At 68.8% G+C, this 20,569-nt stretch carries 24 protein-coding genes; 10 read left to right on the forward strand and 14 right to left on the reverse strand.

The genetic code is table 11. The features are described 5' to 3' along the window. The first annotated feature begins 30 nt into the window (after nucleotides 1-30). From QA861_RS43325 to QA861_RS43335, 3 genes are all read left to right on the forward strand, one after another. Complete coding sequence (locus tag QA861_RS43325) at nucleotides 31-462, forward strand: DUF6153 family protein (RefSeq protein ID WP_443041652.1); 432 nt, start codon at nucleotides 31-33, stop codon at nucleotides 460-462. A 51-nt stretch (nucleotides 463-513) separates the two neighbouring features. Further along, nucleotides 514-1,089, forward strand: coding sequence for a DUF305 domain-containing protein (locus QA861_RS43330; RefSeq protein WP_334594444.1), 576 nt, complete (start codon nucleotides 514-516; stop codon nucleotides 1,087-1,089). Nucleotides 1,090-1,253: 164 nt separating this feature from the next. Then, complete coding sequence (locus QA861_RS43335; protein ID WP_334594445.1) at nucleotides 1,254-1,514, forward strand: hypothetical protein; 261 nt, start codon at nucleotides 1,254-1,256, stop codon at nucleotides 1,512-1,514. A 69-nt stretch (nucleotides 1,515-1,583) separates the two neighbouring features. Here the strand turns inward: QA861_RS43335 and QA861_RS43340 are convergent, their stop codons facing one another. From QA861_RS43340 to QA861_RS43355, 4 genes are read right to left on the reverse strand one after another with little or no spacing between them, the layout of a single operon-like run. Continuing rightward, entirely contained in the window at nucleotides 1,584-1,862 is a 279-nt protein-coding gene (locus tag QA861_RS43340; protein WP_334594446.1) for a hypothetical protein, read from the reverse strand. Next, entirely contained in the window at nucleotides 1,859-2,074 is a 216-nt protein-coding gene (locus QA861_RS43345; RefSeq protein WP_334594447.1) for a hypothetical protein, read from the reverse strand. Before QA861_RS43345 ends, QA861_RS43340 begins: the two co-directional genes overlap by 4 nt. After that, entirely contained in the window at nucleotides 2,071-2,337 is a 267-nt protein-coding gene (locus tag QA861_RS43350; RefSeq protein WP_334594448.1) for a DUF7848 domain-containing protein, read from the reverse strand. The genes QA861_RS43345 and QA861_RS43350 overlap by 4 nt, the downstream gene beginning before the upstream one ends. Then, nucleotides 2,334-2,678 carry a hypothetical protein gene (locus QA861_RS43355; protein ID WP_334594449.1) on the reverse strand — a complete coding sequence of 115 codons (345 nt, stop codon included), beginning with the start codon at nucleotides 2,676-2,678 and terminating at the stop codon, nucleotides 2,334-2,336. Before QA861_RS43355 ends, QA861_RS43350 begins: the two co-directional genes overlap by 4 nt. A 163-nt stretch (nucleotides 2,679-2,841) precedes the next feature. On the opposite strand from QA861_RS43355, the gene QA861_RS43360 reads away from it, so the two are divergent. After that, on the forward strand, nucleotides 2,842-3,579 hold the full coding sequence (locus QA861_RS43360; protein WP_334594450.1) for a GntR family transcriptional regulator: 738 nt from the start codon (nucleotides 2,842-2,844) through the stop codon (nucleotides 3,577-3,579). A 154-nt stretch (nucleotides 3,580-3,733) separates the two neighbouring features. Here QA861_RS43360 and QA861_RS43365 read toward each other — a convergent pair whose 3' ends face one another. The 7 genes from QA861_RS43365 to QA861_RS43395 form a co-directional block, all read right to left on the reverse strand. Then, nucleotides 3,734-4,978, reverse strand: a complete 1,245-nt coding sequence (locus tag QA861_RS43365; protein WP_334594451.1) for a hypothetical protein — start codon at nucleotides 4,976-4,978, stop codon at nucleotides 3,734-3,736. Beyond that, on the reverse strand, nucleotides 4,971-5,462 hold the full coding sequence (locus QA861_RS43370) for a DUF4365 domain-containing protein (protein ID WP_334594452.1): 492 nt from the start codon (nucleotides 5,460-5,462) through the stop codon (nucleotides 4,971-4,973). Before QA861_RS43370 ends, QA861_RS43365 begins: the two co-directional genes overlap by 8 nt. 723 nt (nucleotides 5,463-6,185) lie before the next feature. Further along, nucleotides 6,186-7,598 (reverse strand): HAMP domain-containing sensor histidine kinase, encoded by a 1,413-nt coding sequence (locus tag QA861_RS43375; protein ID WP_334594453.1) that lies wholly within the window; start codon nucleotides 7,596-7,598, stop codon nucleotides 6,186-6,188. After that, nucleotides 7,599-8,333 (reverse strand): response regulator transcription factor, encoded by a 735-nt coding sequence (locus QA861_RS43380; RefSeq protein WP_334595039.1) that lies wholly within the window; start codon nucleotides 8,331-8,333, stop codon nucleotides 7,599-7,601. A gap of 84 nt (nucleotides 8,334-8,417) precedes the next feature. Continuing rightward, nucleotides 8,418-9,050 (reverse strand): FMN reductase, encoded by a 633-nt coding sequence (locus tag QA861_RS43385; RefSeq protein WP_334594454.1) that lies wholly within the window; start codon nucleotides 9,048-9,050, stop codon nucleotides 8,418-8,420. After that, nucleotides 9,047-10,159, reverse strand: coding sequence for an LLM class flavin-dependent oxidoreductase (locus QA861_RS43390; protein WP_334594455.1), 1,113 nt, complete (start codon nucleotides 10,157-10,159; stop codon nucleotides 9,047-9,049). The genes QA861_RS43385 and QA861_RS43390 overlap by 4 nt, the downstream gene beginning before the upstream one ends. A 154-nt stretch (nucleotides 10,160-10,313) precedes the next feature. After that, on the reverse strand, nucleotides 10,314-10,793 hold the full coding sequence (locus QA861_RS43395; protein WP_334594456.1) for a hypothetical protein: 480 nt from the start codon (nucleotides 10,791-10,793) through the stop codon (nucleotides 10,314-10,316). Between the two features lie 127 nt (nucleotides 10,794-10,920). Here QA861_RS43395 and QA861_RS43400 point away from each other — a divergent pair, with 127 nt between their 5' ends. From QA861_RS43400 to QA861_RS43410, 3 genes are all read left to right on the forward strand, one after another. Beyond that, nucleotides 10,921-11,262, forward strand: a complete 342-nt coding sequence (locus QA861_RS43400; RefSeq protein WP_334594457.1) for a YnfA family protein — start codon at nucleotides 10,921-10,923, stop codon at nucleotides 11,260-11,262. Nucleotides 11,263-11,479: 217 nt separating this feature from the next. Then, entirely contained in the window at nucleotides 11,480-12,256 is a 777-nt protein-coding gene (locus QA861_RS43405) for an SDR family NAD(P)-dependent oxidoreductase (RefSeq protein ID WP_334594458.1), read from the forward strand. Beyond that, entirely contained in the window at nucleotides 12,256-12,423 is a 168-nt protein-coding gene (locus QA861_RS43410) for a hypothetical protein (protein WP_334594459.1), read from the forward strand. The genes QA861_RS43405 and QA861_RS43410 overlap by 1 nt, the downstream gene beginning before the upstream one ends. A gap of 26 nt (nucleotides 12,424-12,449) precedes the next feature. Here QA861_RS43410 and QA861_RS43415 read toward each other — a convergent pair whose 3' ends face one another. Then, complete coding sequence (locus QA861_RS43415; RefSeq protein ID WP_334594460.1) at nucleotides 12,450-13,643, reverse strand: RtcB family protein; 1,194 nt, start codon at nucleotides 13,641-13,643, stop codon at nucleotides 12,450-12,452. Between the two features lie 225 nt (nucleotides 13,644-13,868). Here QA861_RS43415 and QA861_RS43420 point away from each other — a divergent pair, with 225 nt between their 5' ends. The 3 genes from QA861_RS43420 to QA861_RS43430 all read left to right on the forward strand — a co-directional run bounded on the left by QA861_RS43420 (nucleotide 13,869) and on the right by QA861_RS43430 (nucleotide 17,315). Next, nucleotides 13,869-14,714, forward strand: a complete 846-nt coding sequence (locus tag QA861_RS43420) for a DUF3558 domain-containing protein (RefSeq protein WP_334594461.1) — start codon at nucleotides 13,869-13,871, stop codon at nucleotides 14,712-14,714. A 137-nt stretch (nucleotides 14,715-14,851) separates the two neighbouring features. Continuing rightward, complete coding sequence (locus QA861_RS43425) at nucleotides 14,852-15,802, forward strand: DUF3558 domain-containing protein (protein WP_334594462.1); 951 nt, start codon at nucleotides 14,852-14,854, stop codon at nucleotides 15,800-15,802. Nucleotides 15,803-15,908: 106 nt separating this feature from the next. Then, the gene (locus QA861_RS43430) at nucleotides 15,909-17,315 is read left to right on the forward strand and encodes a DUF2637 domain-containing protein (RefSeq protein ID WP_334594463.1); all 1,407 of its coding nucleotides are present in this window, start codon (nucleotides 15,909-15,911) and stop codon (nucleotides 17,313-17,315) included. Between the two features lie 69 nt (nucleotides 17,316-17,384). Here the strand turns inward: QA861_RS43430 and QA861_RS43435 are convergent, their stop codons facing one another. Next, a complete protein-coding gene (locus QA861_RS43435) occupies nucleotides 17,385-19,598 on the reverse strand; it encodes a trypsin-like serine protease (protein ID WP_334594464.1) in 2,214 nt (737 codons plus the stop codon). A 59-nt stretch (nucleotides 19,599-19,657) separates the two neighbouring features. Next, entirely contained in the window at nucleotides 19,658-20,185 is a 528-nt protein-coding gene (locus tag QA861_RS43440; RefSeq protein ID WP_334594465.1) for a hypothetical protein, read from the reverse strand. Nucleotides 20,186-20,569: the final 384 nt, after the last annotated feature.

Below are 20,569 nucleotides of genomic sequence, written 5' to 3' on the forward strand. Positions count from 1 at the left end.
CCGGTACCCGTATGTGCTCGACGGGCTAGCATGAGCCTCGTGACAGCCCGCGCACAGCGACAGCAGCGCACGCACCCGCCGTTCCGGTGGACGCGTGCGCTAGTCGTGCTCGGGCTGCTGGCAGGCGTCCTCGCGATGCACGGCCTCGGGCCGGGCGGCATGTCCTTCGGCATGACGGGCGGCGGCCATCACGGTCACGGGGCCCAGTCGATGAGCATGCGGGCAGGGCCTTCCGACGAATCCGTCTGCCACGGCATGGGTTCGCACGGCGGCCACTCCCAGCACGCCGACGCGACCTGCGCGTCCGGCGCCGTCCCGGCGGGGCACACGTTCCCCGCCCTCACGCCCGACCCGGCCGGCGCCACAGCCCTGGCCGACCGCGCCGACCACTCCCCGGCGAGGTCCCCCGAAGGCGCCCGCGCGCCACCGTCCCTCGCCGAACTCCAACTGCTGCGGATCTAGAGGCCTCTCCCACCTCGCCTCATATCCCTTTCGCACAGCAGGAGTTCAAGCATGCGCACAACCCGCACGATCCTCGTCGCCATGACCGCCACCGCCGCACTCTCCCTCCTCACCGCGTGCGGTGACACCGAGAACACCGGCAGCACAGGCGCCAAGACCGAGACCGAGGCCTACAACGCCCAGGACGTCACCTTCGCGCAGGGCATGATCCCCCACCACAAGGGCGCCCTGGAGATGGCGGAGGAAGCGGCCGACAAGGCCTCGTCGGCCGAGGTCAAGTCCCTCGCCGCCCGTATCGAGAAGGCACAGACCCCGGAGATCGAGACCATGACGGGGTGGCTGAAGACCTGGGGCAAGGACGTCCCCACGACGACGGAGTCGATGCCCGGCATGGAGGCGATGGAGTCGATGGAGGCGATGCCGGAAATGAACCACGGCTCGGCCGCCGACGACTTCGACAAGGCGTTCCTCACGATGATGATCGAGCACCACAAGGGCGCCGTGACGATGGCCACCACCGAGAAGGTCAAGGGCGAGTACGGCCCCGCCACCTCCATGGCCGACGACGTCATCCGCACCCAGAACGCCGAGATCACCGAGATGCAGGGGCTCCTCGGCAAGAACTGACACCGAGAATCGCTGGTGAGTCGGCCGACGGCTGTCGATCCGGCCGACTCACCGCACCACAACCCTTGAAGGACGTCTACTTCGGAATTTTCGGGTCGTTCGATAGCCACGATCTCCTGGCCGCCCGATACTGGCGGCCCCTATGTCACCAACAGGGAGGGACCATGGCGCAGGACCCCGTGCCGAAGCATTTGACGATCACGCTCGACTTCGACCTTCAGACTGCTGGTTCCACAGTGGGCGAGGCCCGGATCAGAGCCGCGTACAACGCCGCCGTCGAAGCGGCCCTGGTGGCCGCCCTGGAGCAGCTTCCCGAGGGGAGCATCAAGAACGTCACGGCCGAGATGGACTGGTCGTACCGGTGGATGGAGAAGCGTGAGGTCCGCTTCTCCCGAGACGACGACGGGGGAGCCGACCAGGGCTGAGGCAGCGAAGTGCCCCGACCGCCACGGGGTTATCGGGGCCTTCTCCTCGCAGGCAGGGGGCCCTCTGGGTCAGTTGGCCCCTACACCGCGAGGGGTTCGGGGGAGCTGGACGATCCGGGGCCGGGTGTTCATCCGCTCCATGGAGCGCTCGTGCATGGTCAGCAACTCCTGTACGCACTCCCGGTAGGCGTACAACGGGGTCTCGCCCTCGTTGCTCGCGATCTCGCCGAGGCGGGTCACCTGGACCCGGCGAAGAGAGCAGCGGAAGCAGGTCCCTATCTCGTACTCGTACGCTGCGATCAGGACGCCGAGGCGATCCATCGGGACGTGCTCGGGCAACTCGGTCACGACTCCCCCCGGCGCCGCCTGCTCTGCTCCTCGCGAGACTCGGTGATCTCCAGCCCGTCGGCGTTGGGGACCGTCCAGGTAAGGGACCACATATAGAGGGGGCGCAGGAGGTAACTCCCGTCCGACTTCACATCGGTGACCACGCCCTCCTTGTCGGCTTTGACGTCGTGAACCTGGTCGCCAACCCAGGCCTTCGGCCTCGTGACGGTCACTGCTCCTCCAACTCGCGGTAGGGGTTGCCCTCGGCGGGATCGACCCGCCAGAAGCTCGTGATGATCGCGCGGTACGTCCGGTGGACCGGGTTGGCGCCGGTGTGCTTCAAAGCCCAGACCTCAGCCGGAAGGCGCTCACCCACCGTGGCCCCCGACTGTTCTCCGCACGTCGTGCACTCGGCCTCGTACAGCGGCTCCTTGGGGGCGCCCTCAGCTGTCTCAGGGCCGAGCGTCCACTTCGCTGCCCTGATAATTGCTGTCACGTCTCGCCCTTCGCACCGAGCAGTGCCCACAACCCCTGGCCGTCGGTGTTGACACCGCACTGGGCGGAGAGGGCGTTGACGATCTGGAAGCCGGGGCCATGGCTGTGCAGGACGCTCAGCTCCACCGAGCCGGCCGCCATGATCCGCATGCGGCGGCCTGCTGTGGAGAGCGTCATCTCGATCGCTTCGGTCCCCGTGGCGAGGACGGACACGAACAGCTCATGAGCGACCTGAGCGGCGTAGGGATGCATCAGGCGACTGGCCACCCACTCGCGGGCCTGGCGGGCCTCGGAAGGGTGCGCCTTGAACTCCAGGCACCACGATTGACCCGTTTCGGACATATTTGCCCCCTAGTAGGCGCGACTTTCTGAGTACAGATAACTTTTATCTGCGCACAGATTGGCGCGCAGAGTTGGCGCTGGTCAAGCAGATCGGGGCAATATGTGTGCACAGAAAGCGGAGATCACTCGAAACGGTGGTACGTCAGTGGCACAGCCCGAGTACTTGCGAATCGCTGCTGAGCTGCGCCGTCGCATCTCGTCCGGCGAGTTCGCTGCGGGCGACCAGATCCCGACCCTCCCCGCGCTCTCGGAGCACTACCGCGTGTCGGAGACGACGATCCGCAACGCCCTCGCGCTCCTGCGGAACGAAGGGCTGATCGAGACGCGGGCCAGGGCCGGAACTCGCGTCCGGCAGACGCCTCCAGTGCACCGCATGGCTGCCGATCGGTACCGGAACAAGCCCGGAGCTCCATCCACGCCGTACACCCGGGACCAGGGGATCGGCTGGAGCGAGTACCGGTTGGACAAGAAGTTCGAGCGGGTGGCGGCGACACCCGAACTGGCGGCCCTTTTCGAAGGCGAGGTGGGCGAGCGACTCCTGGCCCGGCACTTCGTCTTCTACGACAACGATCAGCCTACCCAGATGAGTACCTCGTACGTGCGCTGGAGCGACGTGGAGGGGACACCAGTGGCCGACCCGATCCACGAGCCGTGGCCGGGCGGAACGAGGGCGCAGATGGCCTCCCTTGGCATCCGCATCACGAGGATCACCGAGTCCTTCGGAGCGGGCATGCCGAAGGACGACGAGGCTCAGACGCTCCGGATCGGTACGGGCGTCCCGGTGCTGCGCTACACCCGGCGCCATATCGCCGACAGCGGCCGGATTGTGGAGGTCGCCCACCCGATCGTGAGGCGGGGCGATACGACCGTGGTGGACTTCGTCATCGACCTGGAGGACTGAATCACCGCGCGGCGGTCGGTGCCGTCTTCTTCCAAAGTGATTTAGGCCGTTTCGATGAACCTGTTCAAGGGGCCAGTCACATCAGGCGACATCATGAAATCCGCAGCGGTATCACCAACAGTCCCGCTCTAGACTTCATGAACAGGTCGATTCCTCAATCCATGTCGCCGATACTCATCTGCCCCTTGGTGATTTGCGGCTGTTCCATGGCTTCAACGTGCAGCAAGGCTTCCAAGTGACCGACGGTGCGCACAACACTGGCGTCGTAGAGCCAGTGCAAATTACCTTCACGCTCCAGCCGGCCGTTGACCTGCACAGCGAGGTTTTCCTCGTACGCGTGGATGGCCTCGTGGTACTGGTCCTCGTCTGCCAGCCGTACCCGTACTTTTCGGGGTTGCCCTCCCATAACACTCTCGACGCCGAAGACGCCTGGGCCGTCGGCTTCCTTGCGGGCCAGCAGGTGAACCCGACCAGTAACGGTCACAAAGCCGGAGTCCTCTGCCGTGGCCAGTCGATGTGCCGCCTTCTCAAGGATTAGGGCATCGCCACCAGAGAACTCGTATCGCGATACCGGTTCCTCGAATCCTCCGGGCACCGAGGTGTCCCATTCGATGGTGATATCAGAACCATCGGAGTGCTCGGTGATGCCTAGAATTGCGGTTGCCATCTCGTATGACACTCCCTCCCGCACGCCCGCGTCGAAGCCCGTGAGCGACCCGCTGGAGCGGTAGTGGTCGATGGCCTCGGCGGTCGCGGACAAGGCCCTCACTACGGCATGGCTCACGTCCCGACCGTACGGTCCTAGCGCCGCCCCCAAATCCAAGGCTGGTGACGCAGTAGAAAGCTTGCGCAGCGGTACGGTCGTTGCCGATGGGGCGAACGCCTTGACGATGTAGCTGCCTGGCTCTGTCTGCCCCATCAGCACTGAGTCGAGGTAGCGGTTGGCGAACTGGCCGTGTCGGTTGCCGAAGTGCCGCGTCTGGTCGATATACGATTTGGCGCCTGCAACCAGGGTGCGGCGCGCGCACGAGATTAGCCGTTCGCCCTCCCGCCAGGGGATGAGGCCGCTAGGGAAGGCCGCCTCTCTGCGGAAGCGGAACTCGTCCGTAGGGTCGGTGAAGAGCCGTGGTGCGATCGACCGGGCCCACAGACTTCGGTAAGTGGGAGCGCTGACTTGCTGCAACAGACTTTGCAGGACCTCGATATACTCCGGCGCTTCACGGTCCAGTGGTACGACGAATGATCCAGCTCGGGCGTCGGGCTCGCCAGGAGGGGCGAGCCGGTTGTAGATGCCCATGCGACGGCCGACGAGTGTCCAGCCGGCTTCGGTCATGAGAGTGGTGAGCCGCGTCGGATCGACGCGCCACAGATCGAGTTCGGTCGACGCCAAGTCAGGCATGGAGCGACTCACCCCTCTCGATCTTCCCCATGATGGCGGTCAGCGCCTCGGCGTTGAAGAGGTTGGCAGTGGGAATGCGGATGGACGGCTTCTCGGCCGGAGGGACTGTCATCCCCTCAAGGCTCATCCAGTAGCAGGCCTGCATGACCTCCAAGTGCGTGTGGGCTGTCCGTGTCCACTCCGCCTGCCCCTTGGGTATCGCCATGACGACCAAGAGGGACTTCATGCCCAAGCGAGGGCGTACGAGACGCTCCATGTATTCGCGCTTCTCGAAGCGGTAACGAAACGACTCTGTGTTGCCGTCGACGGCTATCTGGGTCGTGCTCTTCATCTGGACGTAGAAGCTCGCCTCCTCCCCCAACGGGTCGGAGGGCGTACGTACCAGCATGGCGTCGACGCCGAACATGTCTCGGCCCTGCTTGATGAAAAGACAGCCCGCTGTCGCGGCAACGCTCTGCATGTAGCCCTCTTGGAGCTGTTCCATGCAGGTTGTAAACGTGCGGCGATCGACGGGCTTGGTTATGCCGCTCCTCACAGCTTGCGCCATGGGCGCCCCCCTCTGGTTGCCCTTGCCCCAGTGAGCGCAGCATACGTTCCCCCCTCTCCCAGCCGTCCAGCCCCCGTTGCCTCACACTATTGACTGCCACTGACAAGTGCTTCGCCACAAGGGGGCACCGGCGTATGGCGCTCTCCCAAACCTCCCCTCCACGCTCGCCGCAAGTAGTGTGCGACGACCGCGCGGCGACTGTGGAAGTTCGCGTAATTCCCCCGGCTGAAGTTCATGAGCGTCCTCATGGGGAGCGCGGAGTTGCTCCGCCGCGACTCGGGGGATGTCGCAACTTCCCGGGCCGCCCGTAGCCAGCCGATCTTCAGGGACGGGCGGTCAAGGATGAGCGCAGCTCATCGCGGTAGCGACGCCGCCAGGCGTCCTTGACGGGTCGATGCGACCCGCACACTTCAAGGTCGGGCGGGCCACCCGGACACCGCCGTCTCCAGGTCGGTCCCGTGGGGACGAAGACGCCGTAGTTGGGGAAAATTACTCGATCGTCGACGGTCAGTGGCCACCGCGACCTCTTCAATGCCTCGATCTCGGTCGCCTACGACCACTGAGCCACCTGGACTTACCCGTCTCGGACTCAGTCCGCCGGTCGTAACCGAAGGGCTGGCCGCTCTGCATGCAAATAGACAGGCACTGAGGAAGACGCACTCATCCCTGCCCGCCCACCGTGAACCCGATGACCGCCCCGCCCCCGTCCCGCCGGTTCGCGAAGGGCGCCCCGCCGTGCGCGATCGCCACCTCGCGGACGATGGAGAGGCCCAGCCCCGAGCCGGGCAGGCTACGGGCGTCGGCGGCACGGTAGAACCGGTCGAACAGGCGCACAAGATCGCCCTCGGCGATTCCGGGCCCCCGGTCGAGCACCTCGACCCGGATCGCACCCTGCCGTGCCCGCTCCGGGCCGGTGACCGCGATCTCGATCGGCGTCGTGCCGCCCCGGTCGAACTTGGCGGCGTTCTCGACGAGGTTGGACATCGCGCGCTGGAGCGCGGCGGGACGGGCGTCGGCGGTCGTCTCGCCGCTCACCCGTACGACGACCTCGCGCCCGGTACGCCGCCGGGCCACCACCGCGACCTCGTCCGCGATGTCGGCGAGGTCGATCCGCTGCTTGGGCTCGGTGTCCGACTGCCCGGCCGCCAGATCCACCAACTCGTTGACCAGATCGGTGAGTTCACGCGCCTCAAGAGCGAGGTCGTCGACCAGGTCCTCCCGGGTCGCGGGCGGCAGTTCGTCGATGCGGCGCAGCAACGAGATGTTCGTACGGAGGGAGGTGAGCGGCGTCCGCAGCTCGTGCCCCGCGTCCTGGACCAGTCGCCGCTGGTCCTCCTCCGACCGGGCGAGCCGGCCCAGCATGCGGTCGAAGGAGCGCCCGAGGCGTCCCACCTCGTCGGACCCGGTCACCGGCACCTGGATGCCGAGCCGGCGGGTCCGGGCGACGTCCTCGGCGGCGGACGCGAGGATACGCAGCCGGTGGGTGATCCGCCGGGCCAGCCACCACCCGAACAACCCGGCCGCGACGACGACCGCGACCACCAGCAGGATCGTCCGCTGCTGAAGCTCCCGCAGCAGGTCCTCCGTGTCGCTGAACTCCTGCGCGACCTGCACCGCGCCCCGCCCGTCGCCCCGCTCGCCGCCCAGGGAGACGGTCGCGATGCGGTAGACGTCATGGCCGACGTCGACGTCCTTGTGCTGCACGGCGAGCCCGGCGAGCGGGGACACGGCGATGCGACGGTCCGCCGCGGTGACGGGCAGCGCCGGACTGCCGCCGTCGACCACCTCGCCCACCGGCCCGAGCACCTGCACATCCGTACGACTGGGCCGCACGATGTCGTGCCCCGGCTCGGACGACGAGAAGTCCTGCGGCGTCATCCTGTTGTGCCGCACCTCGTCCTGGAGGTCCTGCACGACCTCCGCGAAGGCGGACTGCTGGTCCACCCGGACCAGCCGCGCGGCGGCGTCGTACGACAGGAAACCGACCAGCACGGTCACCCCGGCGGCGACCGCGGCGAACGACACGGCGAAGGTGGTCCGCAACGAGGCCAGTCCCGCCCTCCGCAGGGCCACTCAGTCCTCCCGGAGGACGTAACCCACGCCACGCACCGTGTGGATCAGCTGCGACGCGCCCGGCTCGTCGAGCTTGCGGCGCAGGTAACCGACGTACACGGCGAGGTTCTTGGAGCCCGGGCCGAAGTCGTAGCCCCAGATACGGTCGTAGATCGTGGAGTGGTCGAGGACTATCCCGGCGTTACGCACGAGCAGTTCCAGCAGCTCGAACTCCGTCCGGGTCAGCTCCAGTTCGCGCGTCCCGCGCCACACGCGTCGCGCCTGGAGGTCCATCCGCAGTCCGGCGGCGGTGAGTTGCCGCTCGGGAAGGGCGGGTTCCTTCGCCACGTGCGAGGCGTGTCCGCCGACGGGAGCGGTGCTCCTGGAGGCGCGTTCGCCGGTGCCGGTGCGCCGCAGCAGCGCACGGAGCCGGGCGAAGACCTCCTCGACGTCGAACGGCTTGACGACGTAGTCGTCCGCGCCCGCGTCCAGGCCGGCGATCCGGTCGGCGGTCTCCACGAGCGCGGTGAGCATCAGGATCGGCGTGCGGTCCCCCTCGGCGCGCAGCACCCGGCACACCTGGAGGCCGTCGATGCCGGGCATCATCACGTCGAGGAGAAGAATGTCCGGCGGTGTGCGATGCGCCTGGGCGAGCGCCTCGACCCCGTCGGCGACCGCGGTGACCCGGTAGCCCTCCAGAGTCAGGGCCCGCTCCAGGGCGTGGCGGATGGCACGGTCGTCCTCGGCGAGCAGCACGGTGTGGGGCACCCGCCCAGTGTGCCAAGGGGAGCTCTTACTCGCCTCTCACTCTCCCCCGCACATCCGCCCGCACTCCCGCGCTCACGGCCGCAGCGCGTTCAGCTGCTGCTCGAACGGGACGACCTCGAACCCGTCCGACACGAAGCTGTCCGACTCGAACCCCTCCGACCCGGGCCTCGGAGCCGGCAGCCGCGCCGAGAGCCCCGCCATCAGGGCCGCCAGCTCCCCGGCGGCCCGCTCGATCCGCTCCGGCAACCCCTCCGCACCCCAGTCCTCCGAGGCCGCGTACACCGCCGTCGGCACCACCACGGCCCGCAGATACGCGAACAACGGCCGCATCGCGTGCTCCAGGACCAGCGAGTGCCGGGCCGAGCCACCGGTCGCGGCGACCAGCACCGGCTTCCCCGCCAGCGCGTCCTTCTCCAGCACGTCGAAGAACGACTTGAACAGTCCGCTGTACGAGGCCGAGAACACCGGTGTGACGACGACCAGCCCGTCCGCGCGCGTCGCCGCGTCGAGCGCGTCCGCCAGTTTCCGGCCCGGGAAGCCGTTGGTGAAGTGGTGCGCGATCTCCACGGCCAGCTCGCGCAGCTCCACGACCTGGATGTCGACGTCCGCGTCCGCCTTCCGGTCCACCGCGGCGGCCAGCCGGTCGGCCAGCAGCCGGGTGGACGACGGCACACTCAGCCCCGCCGACACGACGACGAGCTTCATACGACGGTCTCCTTCTCGGCCTCCTGCTTCGAGGCGTCCTGCGCCGCGGCCAGCAGAGAGGCGTGCGTCGGCGCGTCCGGCACATCCGCCGCGCGCCCCTTGGCGAACTCCGCCCGCAGCACCGGCACGACCTCCTCGCCGAGCATGTCGAGCTGATCGAGGACCGTCTTCAGCGGCAGCCCCGCGTGGTCGACCAGGAACAACTGGCGCTGGTAGTCACCGGCGTACTCCCGGAAGGCCAGCGTCTTCTCGATGACCTGCTGCGGCGACCCGACGGTCAGCGGGGTCTGGTCGGCGAAGTCCTCCAGCGAGGGTCCGTGTCCGTACACCGGCGCCTCGTTGAAGTACGGCCGGAACTCGCGTACCGCGTCCTGCGAGTTCTTCCGCATGAACACATGGCCGCCCAGTCCCACGATGGCCTGCTCGGCGGTCCCGTGCCCGTAGTGGGCGTACCGGGCCCGGTACAGGTCGATCATCCGCTTGGTGTGGTCGGCCGGCCAGAAGATGTTGTTATGGAAGAAACCGTCGCCGTAGTAGGCCGCCTGCTCGGCGATCTCGGGTGACCGGATGGACCCGTGCCAGACGAACGGCGGTACGTCGTCCAGGGGCCGGGGCGTCGACGTGAACCCCTGCAACGGTGTCCGGAACTTGCCCTCCCAGTTGACGACGTCCTCGCGCCACAGCCGGCGCAGCAGGGCGTAGTTCTCGACGGCGAGGTTGATGCCCTCCCTGATGTCCTGCCCGAACCACGGGTACACCGGGCCGGTGTTGCCGCGCCCCATCATCAGGTCCACGCGTCCGTCGGCCAGGTGCTGGAGCATCGCGAAGTCCTCCGCGATCTTCACCGGGTCGTTGGTGGTGATGAGGGTGGTGGAGGTGGAGAGGACCAGCTTCTCCGTCCGCGCGGCTATGTAGCCGAGCATCGTGGTCGGGGACGACGGCACGAACGGCGGGTTGTGGTGCTCACCGGTCGCGAAGACGTCGAGGCCCACCTCCTCGGCCTTGAGCGCGATGGCGACCATGGCCTTGATGCGCTCACGTTCGGTCGGCGTACGCCCCGTGGTCGGATCCGGTGTGACATCGCCGACGCTGAAGATCCCGAACTGCATGGTCGCTCACCCTCCAGGTTGTTTACCGTTCAACTATAGCGTCCGAGTGCGACAACCGCGCCCCTTGCAGAGGTATTCCGCACGGGCACCGACACGCGGCGGCACCGTCCTGGAGGTGACGGTGCCGCCGCGCGCCGGCCGGAGACGGCGGACGTCAGAAGTAGTAGGCGTCCCCCGTGTCCAGCACGAGCACGCGCCGCTGGTCGTTGCCACGGTCGCGGTCCACGACACCGCCGTTCCAGACCGTACCGATGTCCAGGGTCACCTCTGAGGGTGCGCCCAGAAGCCGCAACCTCAGCCCGATCCGCTCGCCCACACCATCGGCGGCCAGCGCCCCCGTACGGCACACGACCACCCGCACCCCGAGCCGCGCGCACCCGTCCGGCAACTGCTGCCGGGCGGCCAACGGCGCCGACCAGGTCAGCCGCACGGTCGCGTCGGCGACGGCGGACGGCCCGTGGTTGCGCGGGGTCACCCGCAGATCGATCCGCCCGTGGTCCAGCGAGACGACCCCGTGATAGGCGAGATCCGCCTCGGGCCCACCACTGTCGGCACCGGCGGACCCCCCACCCCCGACCACACCGAACGCCACCGCGACCGCGACCGCCACCAGCCCACGCACCCAGACCCGCACGCCACCCACTCCTCACCCGGAAGACCATCACCGTCGTCGAAGCGATGTATCCCACCTGACGCGCACGGCAGGCGCCCTCCAACAGGTGACGCGGGTGACGCCGAGCGGACATGCGAAGCTGCCCTCCATGTCGTCGTCGATCCTCCGCTCCGTAGTCCTGTTCCTCGTAGCCGCCCTGTTCGAGATCGGCGGCGCCTGGCTCGTCTGGCAGGGCGTACGGGAGCACCGCGGCTGGGTGTGGATCGGCGCGGGCATGCTGGCACTGGGTGCGTACGGGTTCGTCGCCACCCTCCAGCCCGACGCTGAGTTCGGCCGCATCCTGGCCGCGTACGGCGGTGTCTTCGTCGCCGGTTCACTGGCCTGGGGCATGGCGGCGGACGGCTACCGCCCGGACCGCTGGGACGTGACGGGCGCGCTGATCTGCCTCGCCGGCATGGCCGTGATCATGTACGCCCCGCGCGGCGACTGACGCCGACGGCGGACACGGAAAAGGCCGGGCCGCCTGACCGGCGGCGGTCCGAACTGCCCCCGGAGCCTTCTTTCCCCACCGCCGCCGTCTCCCCGGGGCGACCGCGCGGCGGCCCACGCTCCGGACGCTTCGCCGCCCACTCCCCGCGCCTGCCTATCCTGGGCAGCAGCTCAGCCGCCCAGCAGCCCGCTATCCCGAACACCCGAGGAGCAGTCCCATGGCCGCCGCCGCCCCGTCCGCCGCCTCCCGCATCGCTGTGATCACCGGCGCGAGCAGCGGAATCGGCGCCGCGACGGCCCGAGGGCTCGCCGCGGCCGGCTACCGCGTCGTCCTGACGGCCCGCCGCAAGGACCGCATCGAGGCGCTGGCCGAGGAGATCAACGCGACCGGCGGCCAGGCCGCGGCGTACCCCCTGGACGTCACCGACCGCACGGCGGTGGACGAGTTCGCGGGCGCCTTCAAGACCATCGGCGTCCTGGTCAACAACGCGGGCGGCGCACTCGGCGCCGACCCGGTGGCCACCGGTGACCCGGCCGACTGGCGCCAGATGTACGAGACCAACGTCATCGGCACCCTCAACCTCACCCAGGCCCTCCTCCCCGCCCTCACGGCGAGCGGCGACGGCACGATCGTGGTCGTCTCCTCCACCGCCGGCCACGGCACCTACGAGGGCGGCGGAGGCTACGTCGCCGCCAAGCACGGCGCCCACGTCCTGGCTGAGACACTGCGCCTGGAGATCGTCGGCACGCCGGTCCGGGTCATCGAGATCGCGCCGGGCATGGTGAAGACGGACGAGTTCGCCCTGACCCGCTTCTCCGGCGACACGGAGAAGGCGGCCAAGGTCTACGAGGGCGTCGCCGAGCCCCTCACCGCCGACGACGTGGCCGACACGATCACCTGGACGGTCACCCGCCCGAGCCACGTCAACGTCGACCTCCTGGTCCTGCGCCCCCGCGCCCAGGCATCGAACACGAAGGTCCACAGGGACGCGTGATGAGCGACGACACGGACGCCACGAACGCCAGGGACCAGGAGCAACGGCTCCTGGCCCTGGAGAAGAAACGCGAACGGTACGTCTGGTACTACCTCGCGTACTTCCTCTTCGGCATCCACCTCGTGGCCTTCGTGATGATCTACGCGGTGAAACACGCCCCGAAGTAGGCGACATGCGTCAGGCGTCAGGCACGTCAGCCCTTCACGCAGACAACCTGCTTCAGCTTCGCCACGACCTCCACCAGGTCCCGCTGCTGGTCGATGACCTGCTCGATCGGCTTGTAGGCACCCGGGATCTCGTCCACGACGCCGGAGTCCTTACGGCACTCCACGCCCCGCGTCTGCTCCTCCAGGTCCTTCGTCGAGAAGCGCCGCTTGGCCGCGGTGCGGCTCATACGCCGACCGGCGCCGTGCGAGGCCGAGTTGAAGGCCTTCTCGTTGCCGAGACCCTTCACGATGTACGAACCCGTGCCCATGGAGCCCGGGATGATGCCGTACTCGCCGGAGCCGGCCCGGATCGCCCCCTTACGGGTGACGAGCAGGTCCATGCCCTCGTACCGTTCCTCGGAGACGTAGTTGTGGTGGGCGCTGATCTCCGGTTCGAAGGTCGGCTTCGCCTTCCGGAACTCCTTGCCGATCACGTCCTTCAGCAGCGCCATCATGATCGAGCGGTTGTACTTCGCGTACTCCTGCGCCCAGAAGAGGTCGTTGCGGTAGGCCGCCATCTGCGGGGTGTCCGCGATGAAGACGGCGAGGTCGCGGTCGACCAGCCCCTGGTTGTGCGACAGCTTCTGGGCCACGCCGATGTGGAAGTCGGCCAGTTCCTTGCCGATGTTGCGAGAACCGGAGTGCAGCATCAGCCAGACAGAATCATTCGTATCTACACATACCTCGATAAAATGATTTCCACTTCCCAGCGTTCCTATCTGCTTCGTGGCCCGCTCCTCACGGAACTTCACCGCATCCGCAACCCCGTCGAACCGCCCCCAGAAGTCGTCCCACCCCCCGGTCGCGAACCCGTGCAGCCGCCCCGGATCGACGGGACTGTCGTGCATCCCGCGCCCCACCGGAATCGCCTCCTCGACCTTCGACCGCAGCCGGGACAGGTCGCCCGGCAGGTCGTTGGCCGTGAGCGACGTCTTCACGGCGGACATTCCGCAGCCGATGTCGACCCCGACCGCCGCCGGGCACACCGCACCCTGCATCGCGATGACCGAGCCGACCGTCGCCCCCTTGCCGAAGTGGACGTCCGGCATGACCGCCAGGCCCTTGATCCACGGCAGCGTCGACACGTTCCGCAGCTGCTGCATCGCGACGTCCTCGACGGACGCCGGGTCGGCCCACATACGGATGGGCACCTTCGCGCCCGGCACTTCCACGTACGACATATCGTCCTCATTCCCCCGGAAAACCAACAGAAGTCCCAAATCGCAAAACCGGCGCCAAGGTCAACGAAAGGGATGCCGGACCGGCGAACACGGTGGTGCGTGCGATAGACATTGTCTGCCGGTGAGGCCCCTGCGCGGCAAGCGATTAAGCAGCGGGGACACTGGTGCGAGCACTTCCCCACAAAGATCGTCCGCATCGTCGACATCGTCGAGAGGAACCTGACCGTGCAGCGGAAGGCCTACGTACCCGGCGTCGCCGCCCTTCTCGCGGCGTTGCTGGCCGGCTGCACCGGCGGCTCGGGCGGGGGTGACACCGCCGAGGACGCCAAGCCCGGCGACACCGGCACCACGACCACCGCCGCCCAGCCCGGCCGGTACCTCACGCTCCCCGAGCCCTGCGCAGCGGTCGGTCAGGACGCCCTCGACTCGCTGCTGCCCGGCATCAGGGAGATCGCGGACAAGGACCAGCGGGAGCAGGCGTACGCGGGCGAGTCGACGCTCACGTACAACACGGACCGGAAGGTCGGCTGCCGCTGGAAGGTGGAGTCCACGGACGCCACCGACCATCTCCTCGTCGACTTCGAACGGGTCGTGTCCTACGACAACTCCGTGAGCGACGACAGCCAGGCGAAGGACCTCTTCGCGACCAAGGTGGTCGCCGCCGACCTTCCGGAGCCCGTCGTCTCCACCACCGCCACACCCGCCGCGCCCAGTGCGTCCGCGTCCCCGTCCTCCAGCGGGTCCGCCGACCCCACCGACGCGGCCTCGGCCTCCGTCTCCACCTCGGCCTCCGCCTCCCCGGGCACCGACACGGACGCCGAGTCGGCCGCCGCCCTCCAGCCGCGCGTTCTCGACGGTCTCGGCGACGAGGCGTTCCTCGACGACGCGCTGAGCGGCGCCGATTCAACGGCCCAGCAGCGGACGGTAACTGTGGCGTTCCGCACGTCCAACGTGATCGTGACCATCGAGTACGTCGAGCAGCCGACGACGTCCGGCACGATGCCTGACAGCAAGGAAATGCAGGACAGGGCACAGAAACTGGCCTCCCGGCTCGCCGGCGCGTTCAACTGAGAGACGGCCCGGGTCCCCTTGTACCGCCCGTCCGGAAAGGGCGTGAAGCAGAACCGCACGCCCCCCTCACCGCGTACCGTGGCCCCTTCGGACCCGATCCGACCGCAGGAACCGAGAGCCGCAGGAACCACCGCGCGATGAGTGAAGGAACCATGCACCGACCCGCACAGCGAGACCAGCGCAGCCGGACCGCCGTAGTGACGACGAAGCGACGGCAGCACGCCCTCGCAGCCCTCGCCGCCGTCCCCGTCCTCCTCCTGGCGGCCGTCGGCTGCTCCTCCGACTCGGGATCCGACTCCGGGTCGGGATCGGGTTCCACCGACAACGCGGCGAAGACGACGGAGCCTGGTGCGGGCGAGACGGTGAGCGCGTCGCCGACCGTGCAGGCGGCGGCGTACCAGAAGCTTCCCGAGCCGTGCGCGGTGCTGTCGACGAGGACGCTGAAGGAACTGGTCCCGAAGGGTGTGAAGTCGGGCAAGGAAGGATCGTCCAACGACACCACCACGCGCGGCAGTTGCTCCTGGACGAGCCTCGTCAACAACGGTGTGAAGGGCTCCCAGTTCCGCTGGCTGAACGTGTCGTTGCTGCGCTTCGAGTCGACCGCGTCGCGCGGTTCCGGCAACGAGCTGGCGCAGAAGTACTACGAGAGCCAGGTGCAGGACGCCCAGTCGGCGGCGGGTGCGAAGAACGTCAGTTCGGCGCCGGTGGCCGGTGCGGGGGACGACGCGACGTCGGTGCGCTACGACCTGAAGAAAAAGGAAGGGTCCTTCCGCCAGCAGACGGTGGTGGTCCGGGTCGAGAACGTCGTCGTGACCCTCGACTACAACGGTGCCGGGCTGGCGGGCGAGAAGACGCCGAGCGCGGACAGTCTGGCGAAGGCGGCGGTGAAGGCGGTCAAGGAGACCGTCTCGAAGGTGTCGTCGGAGAACGGCGAGGGTGGCGCGGCCGCCCCGGATCCCGCCAACTCGCCCAGCGCGTCGGCGAGTTCGTCGGCGAAGCCGAGCGCGTCCCCGTCCGAGTCGGCGACGAAGCCGGCTGCGAAGGCGCCTGCCGCGTCCGCGTCCCCCTCAGCGTCGAAGAAGAACTGACCTTGTCTCGGCAACACGTACGCCGTACACATGTGCCACCCTGTTGCGCGCAACAACACGCACAGGGAGGGGAGTACGGGTGGCCGCGCCACTGCAGCTGACACGAATGCACCGAATACTCATCGGCGTGGTCGTCGCCGGTGCGGTCGTCATCGCCGGGATCGGCTTCGCGGGGTCGTACGCCGCCGTCCGTGAACTGGCCCTCAAGAAGGGCTTCGGGAACTTCAGCTACGTCTTCCCGATCGGCATCGACGCGGGCATCTGCGTCCTGCTCGCCCTGGACCTCCTGCTCACCTGGATCCGGATCCCGTTCCCGCTGCTGCGCCAGACGGCGTGGCTGCTGACGATGGCGACGATCGCGTTCAACGGCGCGGCGGCCTGGCCGGACCCGCTGGGCGTGGGCATGCACGCCGTCATCCCGGTGTTGTTCGTGGTGTCGGTGGAGGCGGCCCGGCACGCCATCGGCCGGATGGCGGACATCACCGCCGACAAGCACATGGAAGGCGTCCGCCTCACCCGCTGGCTCCTGTCCCCCCTCCCCACGTTCCTCCTCTGGCGCCGGATGAAGCTGTGGGAGCTGCGCTCCTACGACCAGGTCATCAAGCTGGAGCAGGAACGTCTCGTCTACCAGGCCCGCCTGCACGCCCGCTTCGGCCGGGCCTGGCGGCGCAAGGCCCCGGTGGAGTCCCTGATGCCGCTGCGCCTCGCCCGCTACGGCGTCCCCCTCATGGAGACGGCCCCCTCGGGTCTGGCGGCGGCGGGCATCGAACCGGCTGTGCTGCCACCGGCCCCGCAGCCCGCCCTGGAGACGGCCGACGCGAGCGCGAGCGGTCGCACGGCGGAGGCGGCACCCGCCGTACAGAACGGCGCGGACACGGCACCCGCCCAGGAACAGCGCCCCGCTCCCGAGGGGAGCGCCCCGGTCGGCGCCGAGCCCCAGAACCCGTGGCTCCAGGCGCGCGACCCGCGGGCCATCGCGTACCAGGGCGGCTACGACCCGACGTACGACCCCGAGACCGCGGACGCCCAGTGGTACGAGGAGCAGCAGCAGGCCGAGCGGTACGAGCAGTACGAGGGCCAGCAGCAGTTCGAGGCGCAGCGGCAGTTCGAGGCCCAGCGGCGAGTCGAGGAGCAGCAGCGTTTCGAGGAGCAGCAGCGCTTCGACGAGCAGCGGTTCGAGCAGCGGATGCTCCGGCAGCGGTTCGAGGAGCCGCCGGCCGACGCCCCGGAGACCTCCCCGGAGGACACCGGCACCTTCCCCATCCCGGCCGGTCCCGGCCGTACCCGGGACATGGGCGCGGGCGGCGGCACCCCGGAGCCGACCCCGACGGAGGAGGACTACTACATGGTCTTCAAGAAGTCGATAGACGGTAGTTACCCGACCTCGGGCCAGTTCCGCGGGGATGTGGAAGCGACGTTCGGCACCACGCTTCCGCAGCGCGAAACCGACCGGATGGTCGCCCGCTTCACCAACCGTCACACGGCGGAACTCCAGGACGACCACATCGCCTGACGTTCTTCTCTGTACGGCGGACGGGGCGCCCGGAGTTCACCGGGCGCCCCGTCTTCGTACAAGCGGCTTCTACCGGGCCGCGTAACCGAAGCGGTCGCCGGCGGCGGGGAGGCCGCCGGTGCCGGGCTGGTAGGTGGTGACCGCTGCGACGGCGCCGCCGGCGGTCACGTTGGAGTGGGGCAGGGCGTAGAGGGTGCCGTAGGTGCTGGGGCCGAGGGGCATGCCCACGTACAGCTTGGTGCCGGTGTAGTGGATGCTGCTGCCGAGTTGCTGGCCGGCGGCGGGGGTGCCGGGGATGCCGTCACCGTCGCCCACCTCCAGCCAGCGGTCGTTGGCGCCGGGGGCGCCCAGGAGCGAGAAGGTGTGCACGGCGCCGGCGTTGGCGGCGGTGCCGACGGCCTCGTTGGGGTCGCCGACGGCCAGCTTCATCGTCTCCGTGGTGCTGACGGCGCGCGGGGCGGTGTTGATGGCGGCCAGGGTGACGCCCATGCGGTCGCCGGCCTCGGATCCGCCGCTGACGTCGTCGTCGGCGGTGCCCTGGTTGATGCCGTACAGCTGGGTGTAGGTGCCGGCGGCGACGATGCGGAAGGTCAGGACGGTGCCGGTGTCGGCCTTGGCGACGCCGTCGATGTCGAGGTCCTCACCGGGCGAGCCGACCGCGAGGATGGACCCGCTGGCGCGTGCATCGCCGAAATGCCGGTAGGGGGCCAGGGCGAGGGAGTAGCCGAACTGGTCGCCGGCCTCGGCGCCGCCGGAGACGGTGTCGAGGTCCTGGTCGAGGCCGAACTCCGGCGTGGGCAGGCCCGCTGCGGTCAGGGTGTGGGAGAAGACGGCGAGGTTGCCCGCGCCCGCGTCCGCGCCGATGGCCTCGCCGGGTGCGCCGACGGCGAAGAAGTTGGTGTCGGCCGCGACGGCGCCGCCGAAGCCGTCGTTGGCCTCCGCCGCACCGGGAACGTCGGTGCTGTCCTGGTGGACGGCGATGTTGGTGCCGCCGTGGATGTAGAAGGCCTCGCCGGCCTTGGCGGCGCCGCTGATGGTCTCGCCGGGCGCGCCGGCCACGATGAAGGGTTCGCCGTCGGCGGTGACTCCGGCGGCGATCGAGTCACCGAGGCGGTCGCCGGCCTGGGGAGTGCCGGCCTTGAGGGAGCCGGTGCCGGCGCCCTCCTCGTAGTGGGTGCTCTTCTTGGTGCCGGTGCCGAGGCCGCCGGGGGCGCCGTGCAGGACGTCGACGGCGCCGGTGTCGTCGGGGCTGCCGATGTCCTCGGCGGGGGTGCCGACGACCAGGTCGGTGCAGCCGTCCTCGTCGTAGTCGACGGTGGCGAGGGACTCGCCGAACCAGTCGCTGGCCTCGGAGGTGCCGGAGACCCAGTCGAGGTTCTGGTTGATCTCGGCGGTGCCCTTGCCGCCGCCGTACACGATCCGGACGACGCCCGCGGCGGCGACGGTGCCGACGGTGGCGCGCGGGTCGGAGACGGCGATGTCCTCGACGCCGTCGCAGTTGAAGTCGGTGACGCGCACGGCGCCGGTCTTGGAGTTCACCCAGGAGGCGAGGTCGTCGACGCGGGTGGCGATGCCGCCGGTGCGGGTCTCGGCGGCGTCGATGCCGAAGCAGCCGCCCTGGTAGGACCGGCTGCTCAGGGCGGCCAGCTGGGCGGTGCCGTTGACCGTGCGTACGAGGGGCCCGCCGGTGTCGCCCATGCAGGCCGCCGCGCCGCTCTTGCCGGTGACCGTGGCGGAGGTGGTGGTGGACGCGTCCACGGAGAAGGCGCCGGTGTGCAGGTTGAGCGGCGCCCACTCGGTGGTGCTGCGGCCGAACCCGGAGAGGGTGAGTTCCTCACCGGCGGTGGGCGCGGCGGTGGCCAGGGCGATCGGGGTGACGTTGGTGACCGGGCGGTTCAGCCGGGCCAGTACCGCGTCGCGGTCGGTACGGGGGACCAGCTCGACGATCTCGCGGACGGCGCCGCCGGTGCCGGTCAGGTCGGCGCGGCCGATGGTCGCGGTGGTCTTGAGGGCGGGCTTGCCGGCGGGGACGGTGAGGCCGGCGGCCGGGTCGGCGACGAAGCAGCTGGCGGCGGTGAGCAGCCATTCCCGGTCGACGAGGACACCGGAGCAGCCTCGGTCGTGGTCGCCGACGGTGACCTGCGCGGTGTAGGCGTAGGTGGTGGTGGCCGCGGGGACGGCGGGGCCGGTGACGGCGGTGGCGGAGCCGGCGGTGAGCGCGGCGGATCCCAGGGTGAGGCCGGCGGCCAGTGCGGCGAGGCGCACGGGTCTGGTGTGTCGCATGAAGTCAGTCCTTAGGGTGGATCAGGCAGACAGGTCGGGCAACGGGCGTCGGCCGGGTGCTACTTGGAGGTCGTGATCTCCACGAGCACGTGGGCGCGGCCTTCGGGGTCGGCGCTCTCGCCGACGGCCTGCCAGGTGTCCGCGGGTACGTCGACGGAGGTCTCCTCGGTGCCGACGGTCATGTCGAGTTCCGTCTCGTGCGCGCTGGTCTTCACTCCGTAGACGGCGGGGATCTCCAGGGTCAGCCGGCCGCTGTTGCCGGTGACGGAGAAACAGACCTTGGTGTTGACGCGGGAGTAGACCTCCAGCTGGCCGGTTCCGGCGGCGCAGGTGGCGAGGAGGATGCGGCCGTCGCCGCGCTTGAGGGTGATGCCCTGCTCCGCGAGGATCTTGTCCGCGTTCGGGTAGTCGTAGTTCTCGACCGCGTACCCCGGGGCCTCGTCGGCGACGGCTTCGACGGATGTGCCGGCGGTGGTCTGGCCGTCCGTGGCCATGAACCAGGCCAGGGCGCCCGCGGCCACCGAGGCGGCCAGGGTGCGTCTGATGAGGCGTCCGGTTCTCGACGCGGTGGTGCTGTGTGCCTTCATCGCAGTCCTCACGGATTAGGAAATGGGCGTGAAAGCTGCGGAGCACCGAGGTCCGCATATTTTTTCGGAGAATTGTGCGCAGCGAAAATGAGCATGCCTGCGGAATCACCCCCGTTCAGATCCGCAACTTCACGTATACAAATCCGTTCGCCAGAACTCTGTCCATATGCAAAAAGCTCGTAAATAGGGCAGCCACAGCAAGAAGCCCGTGACCTGCGTCACCTTGCCGGAAGGTTGTTCTGTCAATTGTGCCCATTCAGAAAAGAAACGATCTCCGGACGATAACGTTCCGGTTTCCAATTCTCTGTAGGGCTATTTGCACATCGCTATTGACCATGCAAAGCGCCGTCCGTACCTTCGAACCGGCGACTCCCCAACAGGCCT

Origin of the sequence: Streptomyces sp. B21-083 (genome assembly GCF_036898825.1) — a bacterium.
GTDB lineage: Bacteria > Actinomycetota > Actinomycetes > Streptomycetales > Streptomycetaceae > Streptomyces.

Coding starts and splice junctions, on each gene's coding strand:
- QA861_RS43325 (WP_443041652.1), top strand. CDS start 31: ATGAGCCTCGTGACAGCCCGCGCACAGCGACAGCAGCGCACGCACCCG.
- QA861_RS43330 (WP_334594444.1), top strand. CDS start 514: ATGCGCACAACCCGCACGATCCTCGTCGCCATGACCGCCACCGCCGCA.
- QA861_RS43335 (WP_334594445.1), top strand. CDS start 1,254: ATGGCGCAGGACCCCGTGCCGAAGCATTTGACGATCACGCTCGACTTC.
- QA861_RS43355 (WP_334594449.1), bottom strand. CDS start 2,678: ATGTCCGAAACGGGTCAATCGTGGTGCCTGGAGTTCAAGGCGCACCCT.
- QA861_RS43365 (WP_334594451.1), bottom strand. CDS start 4,978: ATGCCTGACTTGGCGTCGACCGAACTCGATCTGTGGCGCGTCGATCCG.
- QA861_RS43370 (WP_334594452.1), bottom strand. CDS start 5,462: ATGGAACAGCTCCAAGAGGGCTACATGCAGAGCGTTGCCGCGACAGCG.
- QA861_RS43385 (WP_334594454.1), bottom strand. CDS start 9,050: ATGAAGCTCGTCGTCGTGTCGGCGGGGCTGAGTGTGCCGTCGTCCACC.
- QA861_RS43390 (WP_334594455.1), bottom strand. CDS start 10,159: ATGCAGTTCGGGATCTTCAGCGTCGGCGATGTCACACCGGATCCGACC.
- QA861_RS43400 (WP_334594457.1), top strand. CDS start 10,921: ATGTCGTCGTCGATCCTCCGCTCCGTAGTCCTGTTCCTCGTAGCCGCC.
- QA861_RS43405 (WP_334594458.1), top strand. CDS start 11,480: ATGGCCGCCGCCGCCCCGTCCGCCGCCTCCCGCATCGCTGTGATCACC.
- QA861_RS43410 (WP_334594459.1), top strand. CDS start 12,256: ATGAGCGACGACACGGACGCCACGAACGCCAGGGACCAGGAGCAACGG.
- QA861_RS43415 (WP_334594460.1), bottom strand. CDS start 13,643: ATGTCGTACGTGGAAGTGCCGGGCGCGAAGGTGCCCATCCGTATGTGG.
- QA861_RS43425 (WP_334594462.1), top strand. CDS start 14,852: ATGAGTGAAGGAACCATGCACCGACCCGCACAGCGAGACCAGCGCAGC.
- QA861_RS43430 (WP_334594463.1), top strand. CDS start 15,909: ATGCACCGAATACTCATCGGCGTGGTCGTCGCCGGTGCGGTCGTCATC.
- QA861_RS43435 (WP_334594464.1), bottom strand. CDS start 19,598: ATGCGACACACCAGACCCGTGCGCCTCGCCGCACTGGCCGCCGGCCTC.
- QA861_RS43440 (WP_334594465.1), bottom strand. CDS start 20,185: ATGAAGGCACACAGCACCACCGCGTCGAGAACCGGACGCCTCATCAGA.